This window comes from Acinetobacter sp. TY1, from assembly GCF_048551395.1.
Lineage (GTDB): Bacteria > Pseudomonadota > Gammaproteobacteria > Pseudomonadales > Moraxellaceae > Acinetobacter.
The window spans coordinates 14,978-33,590 of sequence record NZ_JBLYZK010000020.1; the positions used below are offsets into that span (position 1 = coordinate 14,978).

The 18,613-nt window shown below is 35.3% G+C and carries 18 protein-coding genes; 7 read left to right on the forward strand and 11 right to left on the reverse strand.

What is annotated here, in order from left to right; all coding sequences use genetic code 11:
• Positions 1–64: 64 nt before the first annotated feature.
• Together ACK2M2_RS11580 and ACK2M2_RS11585 are read right to left on the reverse strand one after the other, a co-directional pair.
• Positions 65–349 (reverse strand): GNAT family N-acetyltransferase, encoded by a 285-nt coding sequence (locus ACK2M2_RS11580; protein ID WP_419348590.1) that lies wholly within the window; start codon positions 347–349, stop codon positions 65–67.
• A 60-nt stretch (positions 350–409) separates the two neighbouring features.
• Positions 410–697 carry a GNAT family N-acetyltransferase gene (locus tag ACK2M2_RS11585; protein WP_409512437.1) on the reverse strand — a complete coding sequence of 96 codons (288 nt, stop codon included), beginning with the start codon at positions 695–697 and terminating at the stop codon, positions 410–412.
• Positions 698–858: 161 nt separating this feature from the next.
• Between ACK2M2_RS11585 and ACK2M2_RS11590 the strand changes: the two genes are divergently transcribed.
• Both ACK2M2_RS11590 and ACK2M2_RS11595 read left to right on the forward strand, forming a co-directional pair.
• Complete coding sequence (locus ACK2M2_RS11590) at positions 859–2,052, forward strand: sugar transporter (RefSeq protein ID WP_419348594.1); 1,194 nt, start codon at positions 859–861, stop codon at positions 2,050–2,052.
• A gap of 360 nt (positions 2,053–2,412) precedes the next feature.
• Positions 2,413–3,378 (forward strand): TerC family protein, encoded by a 966-nt coding sequence (locus ACK2M2_RS11595; protein WP_409512467.1) that lies wholly within the window; start codon positions 2,413–2,415, stop codon positions 3,376–3,378.
• Between the two features lie 368 nt (positions 3,379–3,746).
• Here the strand turns inward: ACK2M2_RS11595 and ACK2M2_RS11600 are convergent, their stop codons facing one another.
• A complete protein-coding gene (locus ACK2M2_RS11600) occupies positions 3,747–4,523 on the reverse strand; it encodes a glucose 1-dehydrogenase (RefSeq protein ID WP_409512439.1) in 777 nt (258 codons plus the stop codon).
• Between the two features lie 684 nt (positions 4,524–5,207).
• On the opposite strand from ACK2M2_RS11600, the gene guaD reads away from it, so the two are divergent.
• The 4 genes from guaD (at position 5,208) to ACK2M2_RS11620 (ending at position 7,750) form a co-directional block, all read left to right on the forward strand.
• On the forward strand, positions 5,208–6,527 hold the full coding sequence (gene guaD, locus ACK2M2_RS11605) for a guanine deaminase (protein ID WP_419348597.1): 1,320 nt from the start codon (positions 5,208–5,210) through the stop codon (positions 6,525–6,527).
• A complete protein-coding gene (locus ACK2M2_RS11610; protein ID WP_419348600.1) occupies positions 6,511–6,648 on the forward strand; it encodes a hypothetical protein in 138 nt (45 codons plus the stop codon). Before guaD ends, ACK2M2_RS11610 begins: the two co-directional genes overlap by 17 nt.
• A 134-nt stretch (positions 6,649–6,782) precedes the next feature.
• Positions 6,783–7,310 (forward strand): hypoxanthine phosphoribosyltransferase, encoded by a 528-nt coding sequence (gene hpt / locus ACK2M2_RS11615; protein WP_409512442.1) that lies wholly within the window; start codon positions 6,783–6,785, stop codon positions 7,308–7,310.
• A 188-nt stretch (positions 7,311–7,498) separates the two neighbouring features.
• Positions 7,499–7,750, forward strand: coding sequence for a GlsB/YeaQ/YmgE family stress response membrane protein (locus tag ACK2M2_RS11620; RefSeq protein ID WP_409512443.1), 252 nt, complete (start codon positions 7,499–7,501; stop codon positions 7,748–7,750).
• 87 nt (positions 7,751–7,837) lie between these two features.
• Here ACK2M2_RS11620 and ACK2M2_RS11625 read toward each other — a convergent pair whose 3' ends face one another.
• Entirely contained in the window at positions 7,838–8,539 is a 702-nt protein-coding gene (locus tag ACK2M2_RS11625) for a DsbC family protein (RefSeq protein ID WP_419348605.1), read from the reverse strand.
• Positions 8,540–8,973: 434 nt separating this feature from the next.
• Here ACK2M2_RS11625 and ACK2M2_RS11630 point away from each other — a divergent pair, with 434 nt between their 5' ends.
• Positions 8,974–10,152 carry an MFS transporter gene (locus ACK2M2_RS11630; protein WP_419348608.1) on the forward strand — a complete coding sequence of 393 codons (1,179 nt, stop codon included), beginning with the start codon at positions 8,974–8,976 and terminating at the stop codon, positions 10,150–10,152.
• Between the two features lie 109 nt (positions 10,153–10,261).
• On the opposite strand, the gene ACK2M2_RS11635 is transcribed toward ACK2M2_RS11630, so the two are convergent.
• The 7 genes from ACK2M2_RS11635 to mnmE form a co-directional block, all read right to left on the reverse strand.
• Positions 10,262–10,627, reverse strand: coding sequence for a NirD/YgiW/YdeI family stress tolerance protein (locus tag ACK2M2_RS11635; protein WP_409512447.1), 366 nt, complete (start codon positions 10,625–10,627; stop codon positions 10,262–10,264).
• A gap of 627 nt (positions 10,628–11,254) precedes the next feature.
• Positions 11,255–11,710, reverse strand: coding sequence for a hypothetical protein (locus ACK2M2_RS11640; RefSeq protein ID WP_419348611.1), 456 nt, complete (start codon positions 11,708–11,710; stop codon positions 11,255–11,257).
• Between the two features lie 335 nt (positions 11,711–12,045).
• The gene (locus tag ACK2M2_RS11645; RefSeq protein WP_419348614.1) at positions 12,046–14,472 is read right to left on the reverse strand and encodes a DUF927 domain-containing protein; all 2,427 of its coding nucleotides are present in this window, start codon (positions 14,470–14,472) and stop codon (positions 12,046–12,048) included.
• On the reverse strand, positions 14,469–14,945 hold the full coding sequence (locus ACK2M2_RS11650) for a hypothetical protein (RefSeq protein ID WP_419348617.1): 477 nt from the start codon (positions 14,943–14,945) through the stop codon (positions 14,469–14,471). The genes ACK2M2_RS11645 and ACK2M2_RS11650 overlap by 4 nt, the downstream gene beginning before the upstream one ends.
• Before the next feature lie 3 nt (positions 14,946–14,948).
• On the reverse strand, positions 14,949–15,185 hold the full coding sequence (locus ACK2M2_RS11655; RefSeq protein WP_419348620.1) for a helix-turn-helix transcriptional regulator: 237 nt from the start codon (positions 15,183–15,185) through the stop codon (positions 14,949–14,951).
• A gap of 505 nt (positions 15,186–15,690) precedes the next feature.
• Entirely contained in the window at positions 15,691–16,947 is a 1,257-nt protein-coding gene (locus ACK2M2_RS11660) for a tyrosine-type recombinase/integrase (RefSeq protein ID WP_419348623.1), read from the reverse strand.
• Positions 16,948–17,150: 203 nt separating this feature from the next.
• Positions 17,151–18,515, reverse strand: coding sequence for a tRNA uridine-5-carboxymethylaminomethyl(34) synthesis GTPase MnmE (gene mnmE / locus ACK2M2_RS11665; protein ID WP_419348626.1), 1,365 nt, complete (start codon positions 18,513–18,515; stop codon positions 17,151–17,153).
• Between the last annotated feature and the right edge of the window lie 98 nt (positions 18,516–18,613).

Consider the following 18,613-nt stretch of genomic DNA (forward strand, 5'->3'; position numbering starts at 1 on the left):
AGTGAAATAAAAAACCCGCATCAGCGGGTTTTTTAATGTCTATTTTAATTATTAATAATCAAAATCAAGCAATCACATCAGCATAGCTTTTTTCACGGCGAAACATCACATCGACATAAGAACATGTCGGGACAATTTTTAATTTTTTTTCACGTGCAAAATCTACTAAAGTATCGAGCAACTGACGTGCAATCCCTTGTCCACGCAATGAGTTATCTACCCAAGTATGGTCAGCAATAATTTTATGCTCACCACTCCACACATAACTGATCTCGGCAATACGATTGCTTTGATCATCATTAAGGAAAAATACGCCTTTTTGTTGATTATCTACATGTTTGAATTGCATAAATTCTTTCTCTTTTTCATTCGATTGGTCTAGACACAATTCCACTTTAGCAAAACGGTCTTAGTCTTTCAAAACATCACGAATAGATTCATCTTTATCAAAAACTGATTTTGAAAATGGGCAGAGTGGAATCACTTTCACATTTTTACTACGTGCCATTTCAACCACTTGATCAAGTAATTTACGCCCAACACTTTGTCCACGTAATTCATCAGAAACATCAGTATGATCAATAATCAACATACTTTCACCAGCCCACGTGTACGCCATTTCAGCAAGATGTTGATTATCTTCACCAACAAAAAACTCGCCTTTTTTACCATTATCTTTATGTTTAATTTCTAACATTTTTATTCTCACTTAAGTTAAGACTTTCAATAAAATGCCATAAATGAAATTTTAGTTTTGTTATGTTTTGTCTAGCTTTTCAAATTTTCAAGTCCAATTGCAACTTAACTTTCAATTCATTTCAGCTTAAAATTTAAAGACTCCCACCAAATACATTGACCATGTCAACTCAAAAACAGCAAAGCACACCCAATGAAACACAGCAATGGGTCAGTGTAATTAGCTTGGCTTTTGCCGCCTTTATTTTCAATACTACAGAATTTGTACCTGTTGCTCTCCTCAGCGACATTGGCAAAAGCTTTGCAATGCCTGCAACCGATGTTGGCATTATGATTACGCTGTATGCATGGGTCGTTGCGCCAATTTCACTTCCGATTATGCTTTTGACCAAAAATATTGAACGGCGTTTTCTACTCATTGCATTATTTATTGTCTTTATTGTCAGTCATGTACTGTCCTATTTTGCGTCAAGTTTTAGTTTTTTACTCGTAAGCCGTATTGGCATTGCATTTTCACATGCCTTATTTTGGTCAATTACCGCATCACTCGCTGTCCGAGTTGCACCTAAAGACAAAGAATTCCAAGCGCTCGGGCTGCTTGCCACAGGTACAGCTTTGGCAATGGTTTTAGGTATTCCGTTAGGTCGTATGATTGGTGAGGCTTATGGATGGCGAAATACATTTGCACTCATAGCTTTGGGAGCAGCACTGGTTTGTCTTATTTTGGCAAAAACTTTACCTCGTTTACCAAGTGTTAATTCAGGCTCGCTTAGTAGTCTAAAAACATTCTTTAAGCGTCCAAGTTTAATGATTGTTTTTGCACTCACAATTATTGTGATCACGGCGCAATTCACCGCATACAGTTATATCGAACCTTTTGCTTTAAATGTAGCGCATTTCAGCTCGTCACAAACCACCATGTTATTATTAATTTATGGTGCAGCAGGCTTTATTGGCTCTTATCTATTTGGTAAATTTGGGCAAAAATATCCCAAACTTCCAATTCCGATGAGCAGTGCAATTTTAGCTGTGTCGATGTTATTACTCATGCCACTGGCTACTGATTTTATGAGCTTTAGCATTCTGAGTTTATTTTGGGGAATGGCAATTATCTGCTTTAGCCTTGCTCAACAAGCCAAAACTCTAAATCTAGCATCCGATGCCACCGATGTTGCGATGGCCATTTACTCAGGCTTATACAATGTAGGGATTGGCGGTGGGGCATTGCTAGGTGCATATGCCACAACACATTATGGGTTACACAGTATTGGCATTGTTGGCGGTATTTTGGCAATACTCGGAACTTTACTTGCGATAGTATTGATTCAAAGACAAGACTTTCATCTGAAAAATTAAGTTTTGGATACTTAATTTTTAAATCCGGAAATAACAAACAAAATTTGCACAATGATTTTAAATATGCGATTCTTTCATCATATTTAGAAGTGGCAACATTTCTATAGCAAAATTTATTCGAACAAGGGGAGTAGCCTCCTTCAAATAGTACAAAGATGTTGTTTGTACTATGTCAGAATATCGTCATTACGCATTTTTATTTTTTTCTAAATAAAAAAGCCGGTATCTGAGCATTTTAGAATGAGCATAATTTCTAAAATGTAGGCAAGACCTTGATCATGTTGACACAGATGTTTAATCATCTGGCAGCTGATCAAGGTCTTTTTTATGCCTGATTACTTGCCAGATCAGGAGAATTTTATGGAAACCATCGGTAATCCGTGGCTATATTTGGCGTTCTTTGCCATTGTTGCAGTCATGCTCCTCATCGACTTTATGGGCTTCAAGCAAAAAGAAGGGCAAGAAGTCAAATTAAAAACTGCAGCCTATTGGAGTATTGCTTGGGTCACGATTGCATCACTTTTTGGTGGTGGTCTGTGGCTGTACTTGCAACAAACAGCTGGTATCACCATTGCCAATGCAAAAACAATGGAGTATTTCGCAGGTTATTTACTGGAAAAATCACTCGCAATTGACAATGTTTTTGTTTGGCTAATGATCTTCGCAGCTTTTGCAATTCCACAAGGTTTACAACGTAAAATTTTGCTTTATGGCGTACTCGGTGCAATTGTCTTACGTACTATTTTTATCTTCATTGGTGCATGGTTTGTACAAGAATTCTCTTGGATTCTTTATATTTTCGGTGCGTTCTTACTTTATACAGGTTTCAAATTCCTCAAAGGTCAGGACGAAGAAAATACCAATATCGAAGATATGGCGATTCTCAAATGGTTGCGTAAACACATGCGAATCACGCCAAAACTTGAAGGTGCAAAATTCTTTGTCCGTCAAAATGGCGTACTTTGGGCAACACCATTATTTTTAGTTTTAATTTTGGTTGAAGCATCTGATGTAATTTTTGCGGTGGATTCTATTCCTGCGATCTTTGCTGTAACAAGTGATCCGTTCATTGTATTAACTGCAAACCTCATGGCAATTTTAGGTCTACGTGCGATGTTTTTCTTGTTGTCTGGTGCAGCATCGAAAATGCATTACTTACCGTATGGTCTAGGTATTATTCTCATGTTCATTGGTACAAAAATGTTATTACTTGATGTATTCCACATGCCAATTTGGATTTCATTAGGTTTCATCGTGATTACTTTAGCTATTACTGCTGTGTTATCAATTCGCCATAGTAAAAAATATAACGAAACAACCCTATAACTAACTTTAGCAATCAATAAAACCAGAGAGTCTTCCCATTGGAGGGCTTTTTATTATTCATTTTTATTGCTTCGATCTTCTTTTTATTATTGCGTGTATCAGTAACAATAAAATATCCATTCGATATATTTAATCAATGGTTGCTCAAATGATTGGGGTAAAGAGTTGTGTAAATAAGAGTAATCAACTCGTGGCTAATCACCCTCATTTCTAAAAAATATTTCTGCCAAGTTTAGATCAGTAATGATGCATTTTATTAAATAATCCTGTCATTTTTTGGACTCGTTATTTTCCTTAGCAGGGTCGCTCAAAAAAATAAAAGCCCAAAAATATTTTGGACTTTTATACATTTCAATTTAAATCATCTTTTAATCTAATGTTTGTACACCACCACCATTTACAAATAAAACCTGTCCGCTGACCCATTTTGAAATGGGTGCAGCAAAATACAACACTGCTCCAGCAATATCGTCTGCTTCTCCTAAGCGTTGTAGTGGCGTGTGCGCTAACATTCGTTGCTCTATTTCAGGCGTTAGAACTGAAGCTAGAGCATCTGTACGAATTGCTCCTGGTCCAACAGCATTAATACGTATTTCAGGACCATAATCAAAAGCTAAATTGGCTGTCATATGATTAATTGCAGCTTTAGATGATGCATATGCACTAATTGCAGGGCTTTTATTAATTGAACTCATAGAAGAAATATTAATAATCGAACCTAAACCAGCTTGCTTCATATAAGGTGCGCAGAGTTGAGATAAACGCCAACCACTAAAAACATTAAGCTGAAAAGTACGAGCAAACTGTTCAACGCTCAGATGTTCGGGACTTTCTCGACCTGCACCACCACCACCGGCATTATTCACCAAAATATTAATTTTATGATAATGATTAACCGTCGTTTCAACCAAACGCACTAAATCTTCATCATTCAAAACATTACACTCAACAGCGATGGCTTGAAATCCTTGAGCTTTTATTTCATCTGCAATTTTTTGAGCTGCGTCCAATTTTAAATCTGCAACAACGACACTAGCACCATGTTGGGCCAATAGCTTACAACTTGCGGCTCCAATACCATTACCACCTCCGGTCACAATAGCAACATACTGATCTAAATTTAATAATGAAGAATACGTATTCATATGTAGTACCTTTTTGATGGCTTTTAATTCAGTCTACCCTCTAAAATTAAATTATTATTCATAAAAAATGTAACTTAAATAATCTGTTAAGTTGTACAAATAGAGAATTAAATTTATTTAATCATTATCATTTTTATACAAAATATTGACGAACTTAAAACTATTAATAATCAAGAATAATACCCAATTTTTTACTTGAACTTTATTACAGCGAGTCGATTTAAATCACTTAATGTGTATACCCATGATTGAGTTCTTTCAACTGTATTATTGGAAATGAAAAATAAAAAACTCATTTTGAAAAATTTTAAGCTCAGAAATTATTATTTTATCTTTTATAAACCTAGACAAAAAATAAGATGAATCCGTCCTATACGGGAGAGTAAGCTCACTTCTTTTTAAAGAGCGCTTTATCTGCTACAAATAAAACTGGCTAAATATAAAGCACAAACATCTTATCCTTTAAAAATAATGATTGCAGAAGCAGTTTCAATCAAAAGTAGTTCTGCAACAAACTAATGCAGATGACTACTACCACGTATCCAAACTCATTAAGTGGTAAAATATGATTTTCATGTTACTGCGTAACATGAGTGAATAACTTAGACAAAATCAGACAAAATAGGCAACCCACAATAAAAATCAGCTACAATCAATCGAAAAAATTCAAAACGCAGGTTTAAAATGTCTTCTGTACATACAACAACAGCCATTCGTGGTCGTTTCCTTGATATTCAGAATACAGTTGCCCAAGCACGTGAAATCCACGACCAAGTGCGATATGTAGAAGATGGTCTTATTATTACCCAAAACGGCAAAATTAGTTGGTTTGGTGAATGGGAAGCAGGTCAACAACACATCCCCGAACATACCCAAATTCAACATTATCCTGAACAATTAATTGTTCCAGGTTTTATCGACACGCATATCCATTTTCCACAAACAGAAATGGTCGGTGCTTACGGCGAACAGCTTTTGGAATGGCTGAATACTTATACATTCCCAACTGAAATGCAATTTGCAGATAAAAACTATGCAGATAAAATCGCACAGTTTTTTGTTCATGAATTACTTAAAAATGGTACAACCACAGCATTAGTTTTTTGTACCGTTCATCCCCAGTCAGTTGATGCTTTATTTGAAGCAGCAGAGCAGCATCAAATGCGCTTAATTGCGGGTAAAGTAATGATGGATCGTCATGCACCTGATGAACTAACCGATACGGCAGAAAGCGCCTACCACGATTCAAAAGTCCTCATTGAAAAATGGCATGGTAAAGGGCGTAATCTATATGCCATTACGCCACGTTTCGCACCAACTTCGACACCTGAACAATTGGCAAGAGCAGGGCAGTTAAAAGCCGAATATCCTGATGTTTATGTACATACCCATTTAAGTGAAAATAAAAATGAAATCGCATGGGTAAAAGATTTATTCCCTGAGCAAAAAGGCTATTTAGATGTTTATCATCATTTTGGCTTAACAGGGGAGCGTTCTGTATTTGCACATTGTGTGCATTTAGAAGAGCATGAATGGGATTGTATGCACGATACCGATTCAGCAATTGCCTTCTGCCCAACGTCTAATTTATTCCTTGGTAGTGGCTTATTTCCACTGAAAAAAACATGGGAAAAACAGGTTAAAGTTGGCTTAGGAACAGACATTGGTGCAGGAACATCATTTTGCCAATTACAGACGTTAAATGAAGCTTATAAAGTTCAACAACTTCAGGGTGATAAACTTTCTGCCTTTGAATCGCTCTATCACGCCACTTTAGGTGGTGCAAAAGCACTACATTTGGATGATAAATTGGGCAACTTCAATATTGGTAAAGAAGCTGATTTTGTGGTGCTGAATTTAAAAGCCACGGCATTACAACAACTGCGTCAAGAACGTGCTAAAAATATTGAAGATGCGTTATTTGCACTGCTGACTATGGGTGATGATCGTAACATTCACGCGACCTATATTTACGGAGAAAAGGTATATGAACAAAAATCATGAGCAAGAACACACTCAGCAACAAGTCAATCGACCTATGCAAAAACGATCAAAGCGAACATTATTTTTAATCGGCTCGATATGTGTTGCATGTGCGTTTTTACTTAAACGTGATGCACATTAAAGAACCGTTTACACAATGAATTGTCAAAAAAGATGCATCTTGATTTGATATGTTTTAAAATTGATTCATCTTTTAGGTGTTGCACGTCAACACCTTTTTTATTTTTGCATGATTGATGTTTTTAGGTATTTCCCATGACCATTGAAATGAAAGTAATGATTTCAACTGAAGAAATTCAGGAAAAAGTCAAAGAACTTGGACAAAAAATTGATGCCCATTATGCGAGTAGCGACAAAGAACTCGTTCTGATTGGTCTGTTACGAGGTTCTGTAATCTTCATGGCAGATTTATGCCGTGCAATTAGCAAAGGACACGAACTCGATTTTATGACCGTTTCGAGCTACGGTGGTGGCACATCATCTTCACGTGATGTGAAAATTCTAAAAGACTTAGATGGCGAAATTCGTGGCAAAGATGTCTTGGTCATTGAAGATATTATTGACTCAGGAAATACGCTCAGTAAAGTTCTCGAAATTTTGGAAACACGCAGCCCAAATTCAATTGAACTGTGTACTTTAGTCAGCAAACCTTCACGCCGTGAAATTGAACTTGATGTTAAATTTTTGGGCTTCGAAGTTGAAGATAAATTTATTGTTGGTTATGGCTTAGATTACGATCAAAAGTATCGCCATATTCCTTTTATTGGTGAAATTGGTCTTTAAGACGATACTTTTAGAATTTAAGCGGCGTAAGCCGCTTTTTTTATTTATCGACAAAAGTTCGAACAAAAAGGCAACATGTCTTAGCATAGAATAACTATTTATCATCCCATTATTGATGCATATTGAAGATGTAAATCTATGAAGTTATAAAAATTAGTATTTAAAACTACAGGATAAGGAGAAGACTCATGCTATCACTGATCGGTTCAATTATTATTGGTTTTTTTGCAGGACTACTTGCTCGAGCTATCCATCCAGGGGATGACAAAGCTGGATTTCTTGTCACTATTGCTCTAGGTATCGTAGGTTCATTAGTCGCAACATATGGCGGTCAATTACTCGGAATTTACCCACCTGGATCATCTGCTGGATTCATTGCTTCCGTTATCGGTGCAATTATTGTCTTGGTCATTTACAACTTTGTTTCTAAACGAACCTAACACATAGTTATTAAAAAACTAAAGATAATGTAAAAAATCACCATTTAAATGGTGATTTTTTTTGAATGTTGCATATTTTATATTTTTTTATAAACCCGCTTGTTGCCAAATTTTCTCAATTTCAACTGCAGGGTAGGCACCCAATGCTTTATAACCATTTGAAAAAATAATGGCAGGTGTTCCCTGTAAACCCAGTTTTTTACCTAATTGTAAATTACGTTCTATAGGCGTTGCACAGTCAGCACTTGCTGTTGGTTGGATGCCTTTTTGAATTAAATTTTTCCATGCATAATCTTTATTAGCTGAACACCATACTTGCTTTGATGACTGCACAGATTGTGTCTTAATTGGGTACATAAATGTATAAATTGTAACGTTATTTAAGCTCGCCAAATTGCCTTCAAGAACCTTGCAATATGGGCAATTTGGATCAGAAAATACGGCCAATTGGCGTTTTCCATTTCCTCGAACAGTTTTAATTGCATCTGTAAAAGGAAGACTTTCAAAGTCAACAATGTCTTTTTTCATTGCTAAATCTTTGGTCAAATTACGCTGATCTTTCAAACGAATCATCGAACCAATAAATAAATGTTGTGCATCTTCATTGATATAAACAATCTGATGATCAAGTGTTCCACTATATAAACCTTGCATTTCCGTAGCTTGTAAATTTTCAATTTTAACTTGTGGATATTGCTGTACCAATTTCGCTTTAACGCTCTCAACATTTGCAAAACTACTACTACAAAATGCCAGACTTAGACCCAATGTGATCAATTGTTTTAACATAGACTTTAAATCTAAAAAAATAATTCAGCCGCATTAAAGCATAACCATGAACTCAACTTGTGTGAAAACTGTAGTAAGTGATCAATTAAAGGATCAAAACTAAAAACGATAAATTTTAGGTTCCACGTGAAACAAAATTTCAAATTGCTGCGGTATTAATTTTTACTAAAAGACGTACTAACACATTATGTGCAGACAATTCTTGAAGATTTACATCGACATTCACCACTCTATCCCTAGTTTCTGAAGCTAAAACCACTAAAACTTTACCTCCACCTATTTGTGACACATGAATAATCATATAAATAATAAATTAGACATTGACCTCTATTTGATTAAGTTCTAATCTCAATTTAATCTTCAGTTTTTCATGCCAATCTTCCTTTTTTATTGAAGATCAGCATTCTTCTTTATTTCTGTTGTTACGGATATTTATGAATCCTCAATCTTGGCGACCATTTTATATGGTGAGCCTTGCGCTGTGCGTTGGAACCATCGGTACAGCGCTTGCTAGTCCTTTATATCCAATTTATCAGCAACTTTGGCAACTTTTACCAAGCCAAATCACTTATATTTTTATCGCCTATATGTTCGGCTGTATGACGACATTACTCTTTTTAGGACGTAGTAGTAATAGTTTTGGTTTTATTCGTACCCTACAAATGGGCTTATTCTTCGCTGTTATTGGACTGATTTTTTCAGTTTTTGCAAGTAACACCAGCTTACTCGGATTTGGGCGTTTTATTATTGGTATTGCTTCAGGTCTCATTAGCACCTCTGCAATGCTTGGATTAATTCTGACTATTCCTAGTTCGCACAAACAATATGCTGCACAACTCTGTTCGATTATTACTGTCATTGGCTTCGGTTTAGGACCCTTAATTGGTGGAACAATCGCACAATTTTCTCAAGCACCTTTGGTTACACCCTATATCCCCGTCATCATTGCTGCATTACTCAGTATTGTTGGTTTATCTCGTGTCAAAGTCGCTACTTTTGAGAAACAAGCATTTTCCGTTGCACCCCATTTAGAATTGCCTGCACCCAAATTCAAAACATTATTTTATATTGTAAGTTTTGCCGCCTTCTGTGCATTTGGTTCATTCAGTCTATTTGCCTCTTTAGCACCATCATTTATTCAGGATGTCATTCCGTGGCATGGTCCAATGGTTAGCGGAATCACGATCGCTAGTATTTTGCTAATTTCAGCCTTAATTCAATTCATTTTCAAAACGACCAACATGCATAAGGCACTGAATATTGGTTTAATTTCATTGACTTTAAGTTATGTTGTTTTATCAATGTGTATGGCGATGCATTGGAGTTTTTTATTTTTTATAAGCGTTATTTTTGTCGGAATAGGGCATGGTTTGGCACTACTTGGTGCTTTTGCATTAATCCATCACATGACCCAAACTGAAAACCGTGCCGCAGTTGTGTCTACATACTTATTTATTGCTTACTTTGGAACAATTGTCCCAATTATTTTTGCGGGATGGCTTTCTGATCATTTTGGTTTAAAAATGGGGGTCTTTGGCTTCTGTATTGGCGTTGGATTGTTATGCATCGGCTTGTTATTGAAACATCTGAACGTACAAAAAAACACTGCTTAATCATTATTATTAGATTTTTAAAATAGAAAAAGTAGGCTCACCTTAATAGTGAGTACCTACTTTTTAGGTCTATCACACGATATAAAATTCTTGAACTAAATATAGAAAATTATTTCAAAAATTCAATTTTCACTGCATCAATATCAGTTGGTTTAGTACGGTGTGTATCGACCTCACCTAGAACCTTAATCTTTGTTCCAACTTTAAGCTGTGCAGGTGTTGCCAATTTCTCATCAATTTCAACATTGATCTGACCTGCTGCATCTTTAAGTACATAATGTTCATGTTTAATCTTACGGACAATTGTACCCGTTACACTTACGGCAGTTTCATCTGCTAATTTAAGCGCTTGTGCAGTCGTTACAGGATGCTTTTCAGCTGCTGTAATGATGTGTTGATCTTCTAAGTCATATGCCCAAACCTGCGCAGTAGAAGCCAATAAAATTGTAGAAATTGCTAGAGAAAATTTATTCATTATTTTTACTCCTTTTAAAGAAATTATCTTTACCATAAATAATTTTAGCTTCTGAATAAATGAAATTTACTGAAAAACAACTTTTAATCAAAAAAAAGCTGACTTATGTCAGCTTTTTTATTATTTATGTTAAATATTTTTATTAAATCATCATTTTCCGATACAGAAAGTTATTAACTATTTTTTAAATTAAAAAATCAATAACTTATAAATAGATAAAACATTTAGTGACTAATAGGTGACTATTTTTTCAAAATTACAATTTGTTGGAGTTTTCTACAATCTGAAAAAAATGTAAAGTTTTATCAGGTTTTTAAAGTCTTAAATTTGATCATAATAATTTGTATATATCCGAAAATCATATTTTAGAATGGCAATTTTGACTTCTCTTTTATGGACTGAAAAAAATATTCGTACTGTTCCTGTCATTCTTTTTTAAGGACTCAAAAAATTATACTCGTACTGTTCCGAATACTCTTTTTAGGGCATCCGAAAATTAAATAATCCTTTACATAGATTAAGATTTTTTAGGAATCTAAACAGGCATAAAACAGCAATTCATAGCTTTTAAAGAGTGGAAGTTAATTTTCATACCTCTTTTTATGGACTCGGAAAATTCACTAATATCTAATCTTCAATGACTTTTAGTAATTGTGGGTAATGCAACTCAACAAATTCTCTAACTGCAACAAAATCCATCCCCTTTAACATTTCCAATAATTTTCTAAATCGTAAATAATCTTCTTTATCATAAACTTTAGAAAAATATGTCTGCAATTTCTTTTCTAAAGTTGCTATAGGTCTTTTAGCTATAAAATTCAATTTATAAACATAGGAAATGTGTGATAAAGCACTTTTATATTTCTTCTCTAATCTTAATATATTTGCAAAATCTACATGTACTGAAGCCTCTAAAACCATTGTTGATAATCTATCAAATCCTGATCCGCTTTGAGTCGCATGATTTAGGTAAAGAATCTTTTGCTCATTAAAATATCGCCATGCATCATCAAATTTTTTATCTTTAACAGCTTGTTTACCTTTTTGCTTTTTTGTAGCTGCTTTCCCTAAATAATCAATCATGAATAAATTCCTTTATCTTTTATTCTAAAATCTACACTGATTCGTAATTAAAAGGCAAAAGTTATATCTTTCAATCAATTGAATATTTCTAATTTTCCAAGATACATTTTTTAATTGGGTAACTTAGGTAACACAGGTAACAGCCTTGATAATCATAAGTTTCAGCCTGTTACCTCTAATTATGAACCTAGGTAACATAGGTAACGAATATGAAAAAAACTATCATTGTTACCCTTGTTACCTATTTGTTGTTCAGTAAGGTAACGCTTAAAACCCTTTATTTACCTTATTGTTACCCTTGTTACCTCTGTTACCTCTGTTACCCATACTTTTGACTACTCCCAACTAAAAATAGATTCTTTCACTGCATAGACCTTAACAGGGTTTTTCCGTGATGGGAGTCGAACTGTCTTACTGGTCTTTCCTGTGTCATGCTCTAAAAAATCATGATTTAGCAAAACATTAGCTACTTTCTTGCTATCAAATCCTTTACAGACCTCTTTTTTAAATTGTTCAGGCAATACATAAAAAATCTTACTGCCATTATCAATTTTCCAATAACCAACACGGTTATTAATTTTCTCATCATGATCAGGGTCGGGGGTGATAGCTTCAAATCTACTAGATTCGTTTGCTTCAAAAAAAGCCTTAACATGAGCAATCATTTCTCTATTTGCAAAGTCGCCAACTTGTTCAAAGCCATCTAACCATTGATTAAAAACTTTCAGCACGGCGCTTAATGCTGTACCTGTTTTCCATCCTGTAATATTGGCTCTAGTTGCTAATTCACCACCAATCGCAACCAAAGCAAAATAGTTCGCTACACGGATGATATGACCTTGTGTATGCTGATCTATTAAAGCCTCTCTGTATTGATCTAATAAAGCCCTTGCATCACTCATGATTCGGCGCTTATCACTTGTTAGATACTCAAGCCATGCAATACCTGCAACGCCAAAACAGTCATTCATACGGTGATTTAACTCAATTGCTTGTTTTGCGCCATCTTCCGCAAAATCAATACAATCAAAAATGCCGTGTTCAGATTGATCTATATCAATGTCAGCAAGCCGTATTTCCTGTCCTAATTTAGCTTTTTGACCTTGCTCAAGCATAATTTCTTTCATGGACTTTTCGCCACTAGACAGAAAAATCACTTTCCATTGGTGCATAGGTTTCGCCGTGATTTGTCGTGTCATTCGACCTTTACCTAAACCATTGGCAAGCATATAAACAATATTGCCTAGCTCTCTAGGATTCGCAATTTCGCCGATTTCATCTAACACAAGAAAACTATCATTGTGCATATAAGCCGTATGCTCTAAAGCATTTCCTGTAGCTTTCCAAGTGCGATAGAACTGTTTTGGATTACCCCATACAGAACAAGCAAGGTTTAATGCTGTACTTTTCCCTTTAGATGAACCACCCTTAATATGAAAGCCTCCACCTTGTTGATTTAAAGGGTCAAGTAACTGTCCTGCAAAGGCTGTACACAGTGAGAATACTAATAGGCTGTGATTTTCCACCATTTGCGCTATATGGCTTCTCCAATGTTCTAATGTGCCTTTGCATTGGTATCGGTTATCAATAGGGCTATTCGCTTGATATACGATTAAATCACTATCTAATTTTTGTCCTATCTGCTTATGTGGCAAAACAAATACATCATCATGCCAACCGACACGATCAACACATAATGCATTTTTACCTGTTTGATAGCTCATCAAATAACATTGGAAAAGACTTCTTGATCGGTGATCAGGTGCAATTCTTACACCTTGATAAGCTAAAGCCTTGCGTAATTCAGCCCCATCAGTTTGAAAGAACTCCATTGATAAAGCTTGAACATGCTCTATATGGTTATTATCTTTCCATTTCAGCAATACGCCCCAATTATTACTCGTGTTATCACTTGTTTGGGCAACGACTAACACAGGACTCGATATAAAGCGTTTAAAGGTATCTTTATTTTCTTCAATAAAATAAATTCCATCCTCTAAAATATGAAAATAACCATCTTCCCATTTCATCGGTTTAGCTAAATGACCTTTAGGTATAGGGGGTTGTTTTGGCAAATAGCTGATTGCATCATCAAGAAAACTTTTTACTTCCTCTTTGCTTTCATACTGTAATAATTCACAGATAAAATCATTTCCATCAATTGTATGATATTGATTAATCAGCCTTACTGTGGTGTTTTGCTCCAACTTTTGAAAAGCTAGAGTATTGAAATGTTCAGCTCTAACAGGAATATATATCTGCTCATAACCTGAATTTTCTAATTGATGAATAACAAATTGAATCTGTTCAAAATCAAAAGTTTTTAATTCCGTCAACTCTGTTTTACATAGGTTAGGCATTACAACCAAAACAACTGCATAACCTGTCTGAGCAACTTTGAAAAATGCCTCTAATCCATAGGTGATGATTACAGGCTTATCTTTTTGCAATGCACCAAAGTAAGAAAATCCTTTAGCAATACCATCACAATTTTCGCTGTCCTTAGTTATTTCAATTGTTTGATTATCAAATAACACAGCATATTGAATGCGTTCTAATTCTCCATTTACGATAGGAAGAATCAAAGGCTGTTTTTCAATATCAGTATTACATTGATCAACATATATAGATTGTTCAGGACTGCCAAAACGCTCAATGATAGGGTGACGCTTAAATGCGCCATCTTGTGGATTGAGTAATGTAAAATCTGCTATAATATCAATAGGCTGTGCAAGGCTTGGGGATTTATGAAATGCGTTCATTTTTCCTCCTTATCATTTTCTAAAATGAATAAATCAGGCTGTATTACTTGAATAAGTGCCTTAATTTCCTGTTTATATAATGGTTTTAGTTGTCTACCACCTACACTTAAAAAACGACCTGCATCACTTAAATTGGAATCAAAAATTGAATATTGTTTTAATAGTGAATTAAGTTGTTCTTGTAAATATTTATTGGTGATTTCTAGCTCATGAAGCCTTTGAATAACCCAATAGCGTAATTTCCAACTATAACCCGTAATTAAAGTTTCAATTAATAACTTGGGTAAAACGTATTCGGTATAAGTTTGACCATTTTGGGGGTCAATCCAATTGTGGATATACCCCTTTGGTGAAATATCCAATGCCATGAACATTTTTTGACAATCACGCTTAACGTGTACGTGGCTTTTATTGGTTAGCTTTGCGATTTCACGGCTAGACATTGAAAGTCTATCTTGATTTGAAATATTCATTGCTTAACCCTCTATTGTTGTAATAGAGGCATCACGGCTTGCTATACGTTCAGCAATCCATGCGTCAACTTCAGATTCAATCCAAGCCACTCGTTTTTCAGATAACGATACAGGCTTAGGAAAGCGACCTTTAGCCATTTCTGCATAAATTGATGAAGCACCCATACCAATCTTAACTTGGACTTCTTTACGGCGAATTAAACGCAAATTTTGCGCTTGTTGTTCTAAATTCAATGTCATAAGACACCTCTTTTAAAGGATTGCCTAGACACAAAACAGGTGAAAATAGAAAGGATTAAAAAAGAGTTTTACCTGATTACAAAGCGCAAGCATCCACAACACATACTTTTACAGCATGTTTATGCATTAGAATATAACTCATAACTTTTATTCATTATACTTTCTTACTCAAATCAAGAACAATTAACTCAATCGTTTCACATTTCTAAATTTCCTTTAGTCTTGTGCCTTCTGAATGGCGATTAAAATATTCAGTGAAGCGTCAACTTCACCACGAGCCCGATGCGTCAACATCGGGTTTTTTAATATCTAATGAAATACTTATTCCGTATAAAAGATCAAATTTTATTAATCTCGGATTACCCTGAATTACATTGAATATTTTGTACCTCATTGCATAATATTTTAACTTAGTCATATCAATTTTTCCTATAGATTTTATTTTTTTTATTTCTCATGCTTATATTGAATTCCATATAATACTTCCCGTACAATGCGCCACCTTTTAAACAGCATAACGTTGTTTACTTTCGTTAAAGAAAATCAAATTTGGCTCATAAATCACTGAAAATATAAAGTTACTCCATTTCTGCATCATCTCTTTTCTTTCCTCTGCATACTCTGCTTTGTTATAAACTGCACGTACACCAAACGCCGAATGATTAAGACACTTCTCGATTGCATCACGATTAAACCCTTGTTCGTTTAAATGAGTACTCGCTGTTCTGCGTAAATCATGAATCGTAAAATCAGGTATATCAGTTAATCTAAGGGCATTTTTTTGAGAAGTATTGAAAGCATTGTGACTAAAATGAGTACCTGACTTTCTACCAACAAAAACATAAGGCTCATCACCTGCAATTGTTTTCAGCTCTTTTAATATTTCTATAATTTGGTCTGACATATAGACAACCATTTCACGGCTATTACCTGTCTTACTGTCAGCTTTAGTTACAGGAATAAGCCATATTCTTTTTTCAAAATCTATATGTGACCATTCTGCTTTTAATAATTCAGATTTGCGTAATAAAGTTAGCAAAGATAGCAATAAACCTAGCTTTCTAGGTCTATAGATACGTGAATTCAATAGGGTAGTGTAGAACTTGCGTATTTCATCAGTAGATAGATAACGATCTCTCGACTTACTCTTAAATACATGTCGAGTTGGAATAGCTAAAACTGGATTAAACGGTACAATACCAAGTGTCACAGCATAATCAAACATACGCTTTAATAAGCCTCTAACTTGATTTGCAGAAGCATCATAGCCTTGTTCTTTCTTACGCCATATCACACGGCGAATATCATCTGTCGTGATCTTATTTACAGCAATATTCCCTATAAATGGGTAAATATCATTGTTCAAACATAAAGTCATGTTGTATGTATTTTTACGGTCTTTTGCTATTACGTCTTTCAAATAGCTTTCACCATAATCTTTAAGCAAAACACTTTTTGATTTATTGGCTTTCTTATCTTCTTTTTCTTGTTTAGGTGAAATACCTTTCGCAACTTGCGTAGCTGATTCATCTCTCAACTGTCTAGCATCTTGTAAAGATAAGTCAGGATAGCGACCTAAAACGATTCTTTCCTGTTTACCATTCAAAGAATAGCGATACCACCAAGACTTCACCCCAGTAGTCGTAATATCCAAAAAAAGCCCACTTGCAATTTTATCTTTTGCTGTATAGCGCTTTTCTTGTGCTTTTAGATTTTTAATTTCTCTATCTGTAGAAAAAACGATAGTTTCAGACTTCGCCATATTTAGTCACCATACAATAAAATATAGTCACTCTCATCTTGTGACTTATCAGTGACTAATAAAATCATAGCACTAGATGAATATATAGAACATATGGGAACAAAAAATTAACAATAAAAAAGCACTAAGTATTTAAAACTTAATGCTATTTAATTAACAAAATAACTTATTGGAATGTATTGGAATATTATTAAAATTTGAGATTACTTTCCGATACAAAATGATCCAAAAATCACACCCAATAAATCATCTGCACTAAAATCACCCGTAATTTCACCCAAAGCATTTTGTGCTAGACGAAGTGACTCTGCGACCAACTCACCTGCATGATAAACCGTCAATTGCTCGTGTGCTTCCGCTAAATAGCGTTGAGTGCGCTTCATTGCGTCCAAATGACGAGTTCGTGCAATAAAGGTATCTTCTTCAGGTTGGAAGCCTGCATGCGCTGTAATCGCATCTATCAGCACTTGAACGCCCATTTCCTGCTTTGCAGACACAGTAATATGACGGAAACCCTCTAAATCGTTTAATTCGGGTGCTTGTGTAGTTAAATCACATTTATTGCCAATCAACATCAAACGTTTTGGCTCTATATGTTCAGCAAAATAACTCTTCGCTAATTCTAACGGATTGTCGCCTTGGCTTAGATCATAGACAAGCAATAATAAATCAGCCTGCTCAATTTCTTTAATCGCACGGCGAATACCTTCTCGTTCAACAATATCGCTTGTATCACGTAAACCAGCGGTATCTGTCAGGGTAATAGGTAAGCCGTTTAAACTAATTTTTTCATGCAAAACATCACGCGTTGTACCTGCAATATCAGTCACAATGGCACGGTCATTACCTGCTAAAGCATTTAAAAGAGATGATTTTCCAGCATTCGGCTTACCTGCAATCACCACTTGTAAGCCTTCACGTAACAATTGCCCCTGACGTGCAGATTGTTGAACGGTGGTCACTGACGATTGAACATCTTCAAGCAAATTTAAAATTTTACCATCAGCTAAAAAATCAATTTCTTCTTCTGGGAAATCAATTGCGGCTTCCACATGCAAGCGCAAATGAATTAGTTTTTGTAATACCGTATTGACCTTGTTAGAAAATACACCTTGTAATGAACGAACTGCAGAACGTGCTGCCACTTGTGAAGTTGCATCAATCAAATCGGCAATTGCTTCTGCTTGCACCAAATCCATTTTGCCATTTTCAAAAGCACGCATGGAAAACTCACCCGCTTTAGCCGCTGTTGCACCCAATTCAAGTAAACGAGCGAGCAAAGTATTTTGAATGATTGGACCACCATGCCCTTGTAACTCCACTACATCTTCGCCTGTGAACGAATGTGGGTTCGGAAAGCAAATCACTAAGCCCTCATCCATAACCTCATTGTGCTCATCTAAGAACTGACGAAAACCAGCAAAGCGTGCTTTAGGTAATACTTTTTGTGTCAGTGCTTCAGCAATTGCATAGGCTTTCGGACCTGATAAACGAATAACACCAACACCTCCACGACCAGGTGGTGTTGCAATGGCTGCAATCGTCGTGTTTTGGGCAGGTGTATTCATGAGCAATCTCTAAATTTAGACAATAAAAAATCCGCCTAAGATTACCATCTTAAGCGGATTTTTTCAGCTGTTGCTTGGTGATGAATCTTTATAAAGAC

Bases quoted from the DNA above. Each gene is read 5' to 3' on its own strand.
- ACK2M2_RS11620 (WP_409512443.1), top strand. From the start codon at position 7,499: ATGCTATCACTGATCGGTTCAATTATTATTGGTTTTTTTGCAGGACTA.
- ACK2M2_RS11580 (WP_419348590.1), bottom strand. From the start codon at position 349: ATGCAATTCAAACATGTAGATAATCAACAAAAAGGCGTATTTTTCCTT.
- ACK2M2_RS11630 (WP_419348608.1), top strand. From the start codon at position 8,974: ATGAATCCTCAATCTTGGCGACCATTTTATATGGTGAGCCTTGCGCTG.
- hpt (WP_409512442.1), top strand. From the start codon at position 6,783: ATGACCATTGAAATGAAAGTAATGATTTCAACTGAAGAAATTCAGGAA.
- mnmE (WP_419348626.1), bottom strand. From the start codon at position 18,515: ATGAATACACCTGCCCAAAACACGACGATTGCAGCCATTGCAACACCA.
- ACK2M2_RS11640 (WP_419348611.1), bottom strand. From the start codon at position 11,710: ATGATTGATTATTTAGGGAAAGCAGCTACAAAAAAGCAAAAAGGTAAA.
- ACK2M2_RS11645 (WP_419348614.1), bottom strand. From the start codon at position 14,472: ATGAACGCATTTCATAAATCCCCAAGCCTTGCACAGCCTATTGATATT.
- ACK2M2_RS11585 (WP_409512437.1), bottom strand. From the start codon at position 697: ATGTTAGAAATTAAACATAAAGATAATGGTAAAAAAGGCGAGTTTTTT.
- guaD (WP_419348597.1), top strand. From the start codon at position 5,208: ATGTCTTCTGTACATACAACAACAGCCATTCGTGGTCGTTTCCTTGAT.
- ACK2M2_RS11650 (WP_419348617.1), bottom strand. From the start codon at position 14,945: ATGAATATTTCAAATCAAGATAGACTTTCAATGTCTAGCCGTGAAATC.
- ACK2M2_RS11595 (WP_409512467.1), top strand. From the start codon at position 2,413: ATGGAAACCATCGGTAATCCGTGGCTATATTTGGCGTTCTTTGCCATT.
- ACK2M2_RS11625 (WP_419348605.1), bottom strand. From the start codon at position 8,539: ATGTTAAAACAATTGATCACATTGGGTCTAAGTCTGGCATTTTGTAGT.
- ACK2M2_RS11600 (WP_409512439.1), bottom strand. From the start codon at position 4,523: ATGAATACGTATTCTTCATTATTAAATTTAGATCAGTATGTTGCTATT.
- ACK2M2_RS11590 (WP_419348594.1), top strand. From the start codon at position 859: ATGTCAACTCAAAAACAGCAAAGCACACCCAATGAAACACAGCAATGG.
- ACK2M2_RS11655 (WP_419348620.1), bottom strand. From the start codon at position 15,185: ATGACATTGAATTTAGAACAACAAGCGCAAAATTTGCGTTTAATTCGC.
- ACK2M2_RS11660 (WP_419348623.1), bottom strand. From the start codon at position 16,947: ATGGCGAAGTCTGAAACTATCGTTTTTTCTACAGATAGAGAAATTAAA.
- ACK2M2_RS11610 (WP_419348600.1), top strand. From the start codon at position 6,511: ATGAACAAAAATCATGAGCAAGAACACACTCAGCAACAAGTCAATCGA.
- ACK2M2_RS11635 (WP_409512447.1), bottom strand. From the start codon at position 10,627: ATGAATAAATTTTCTCTAGCAATTTCTACAATTTTATTGGCTTCTACT.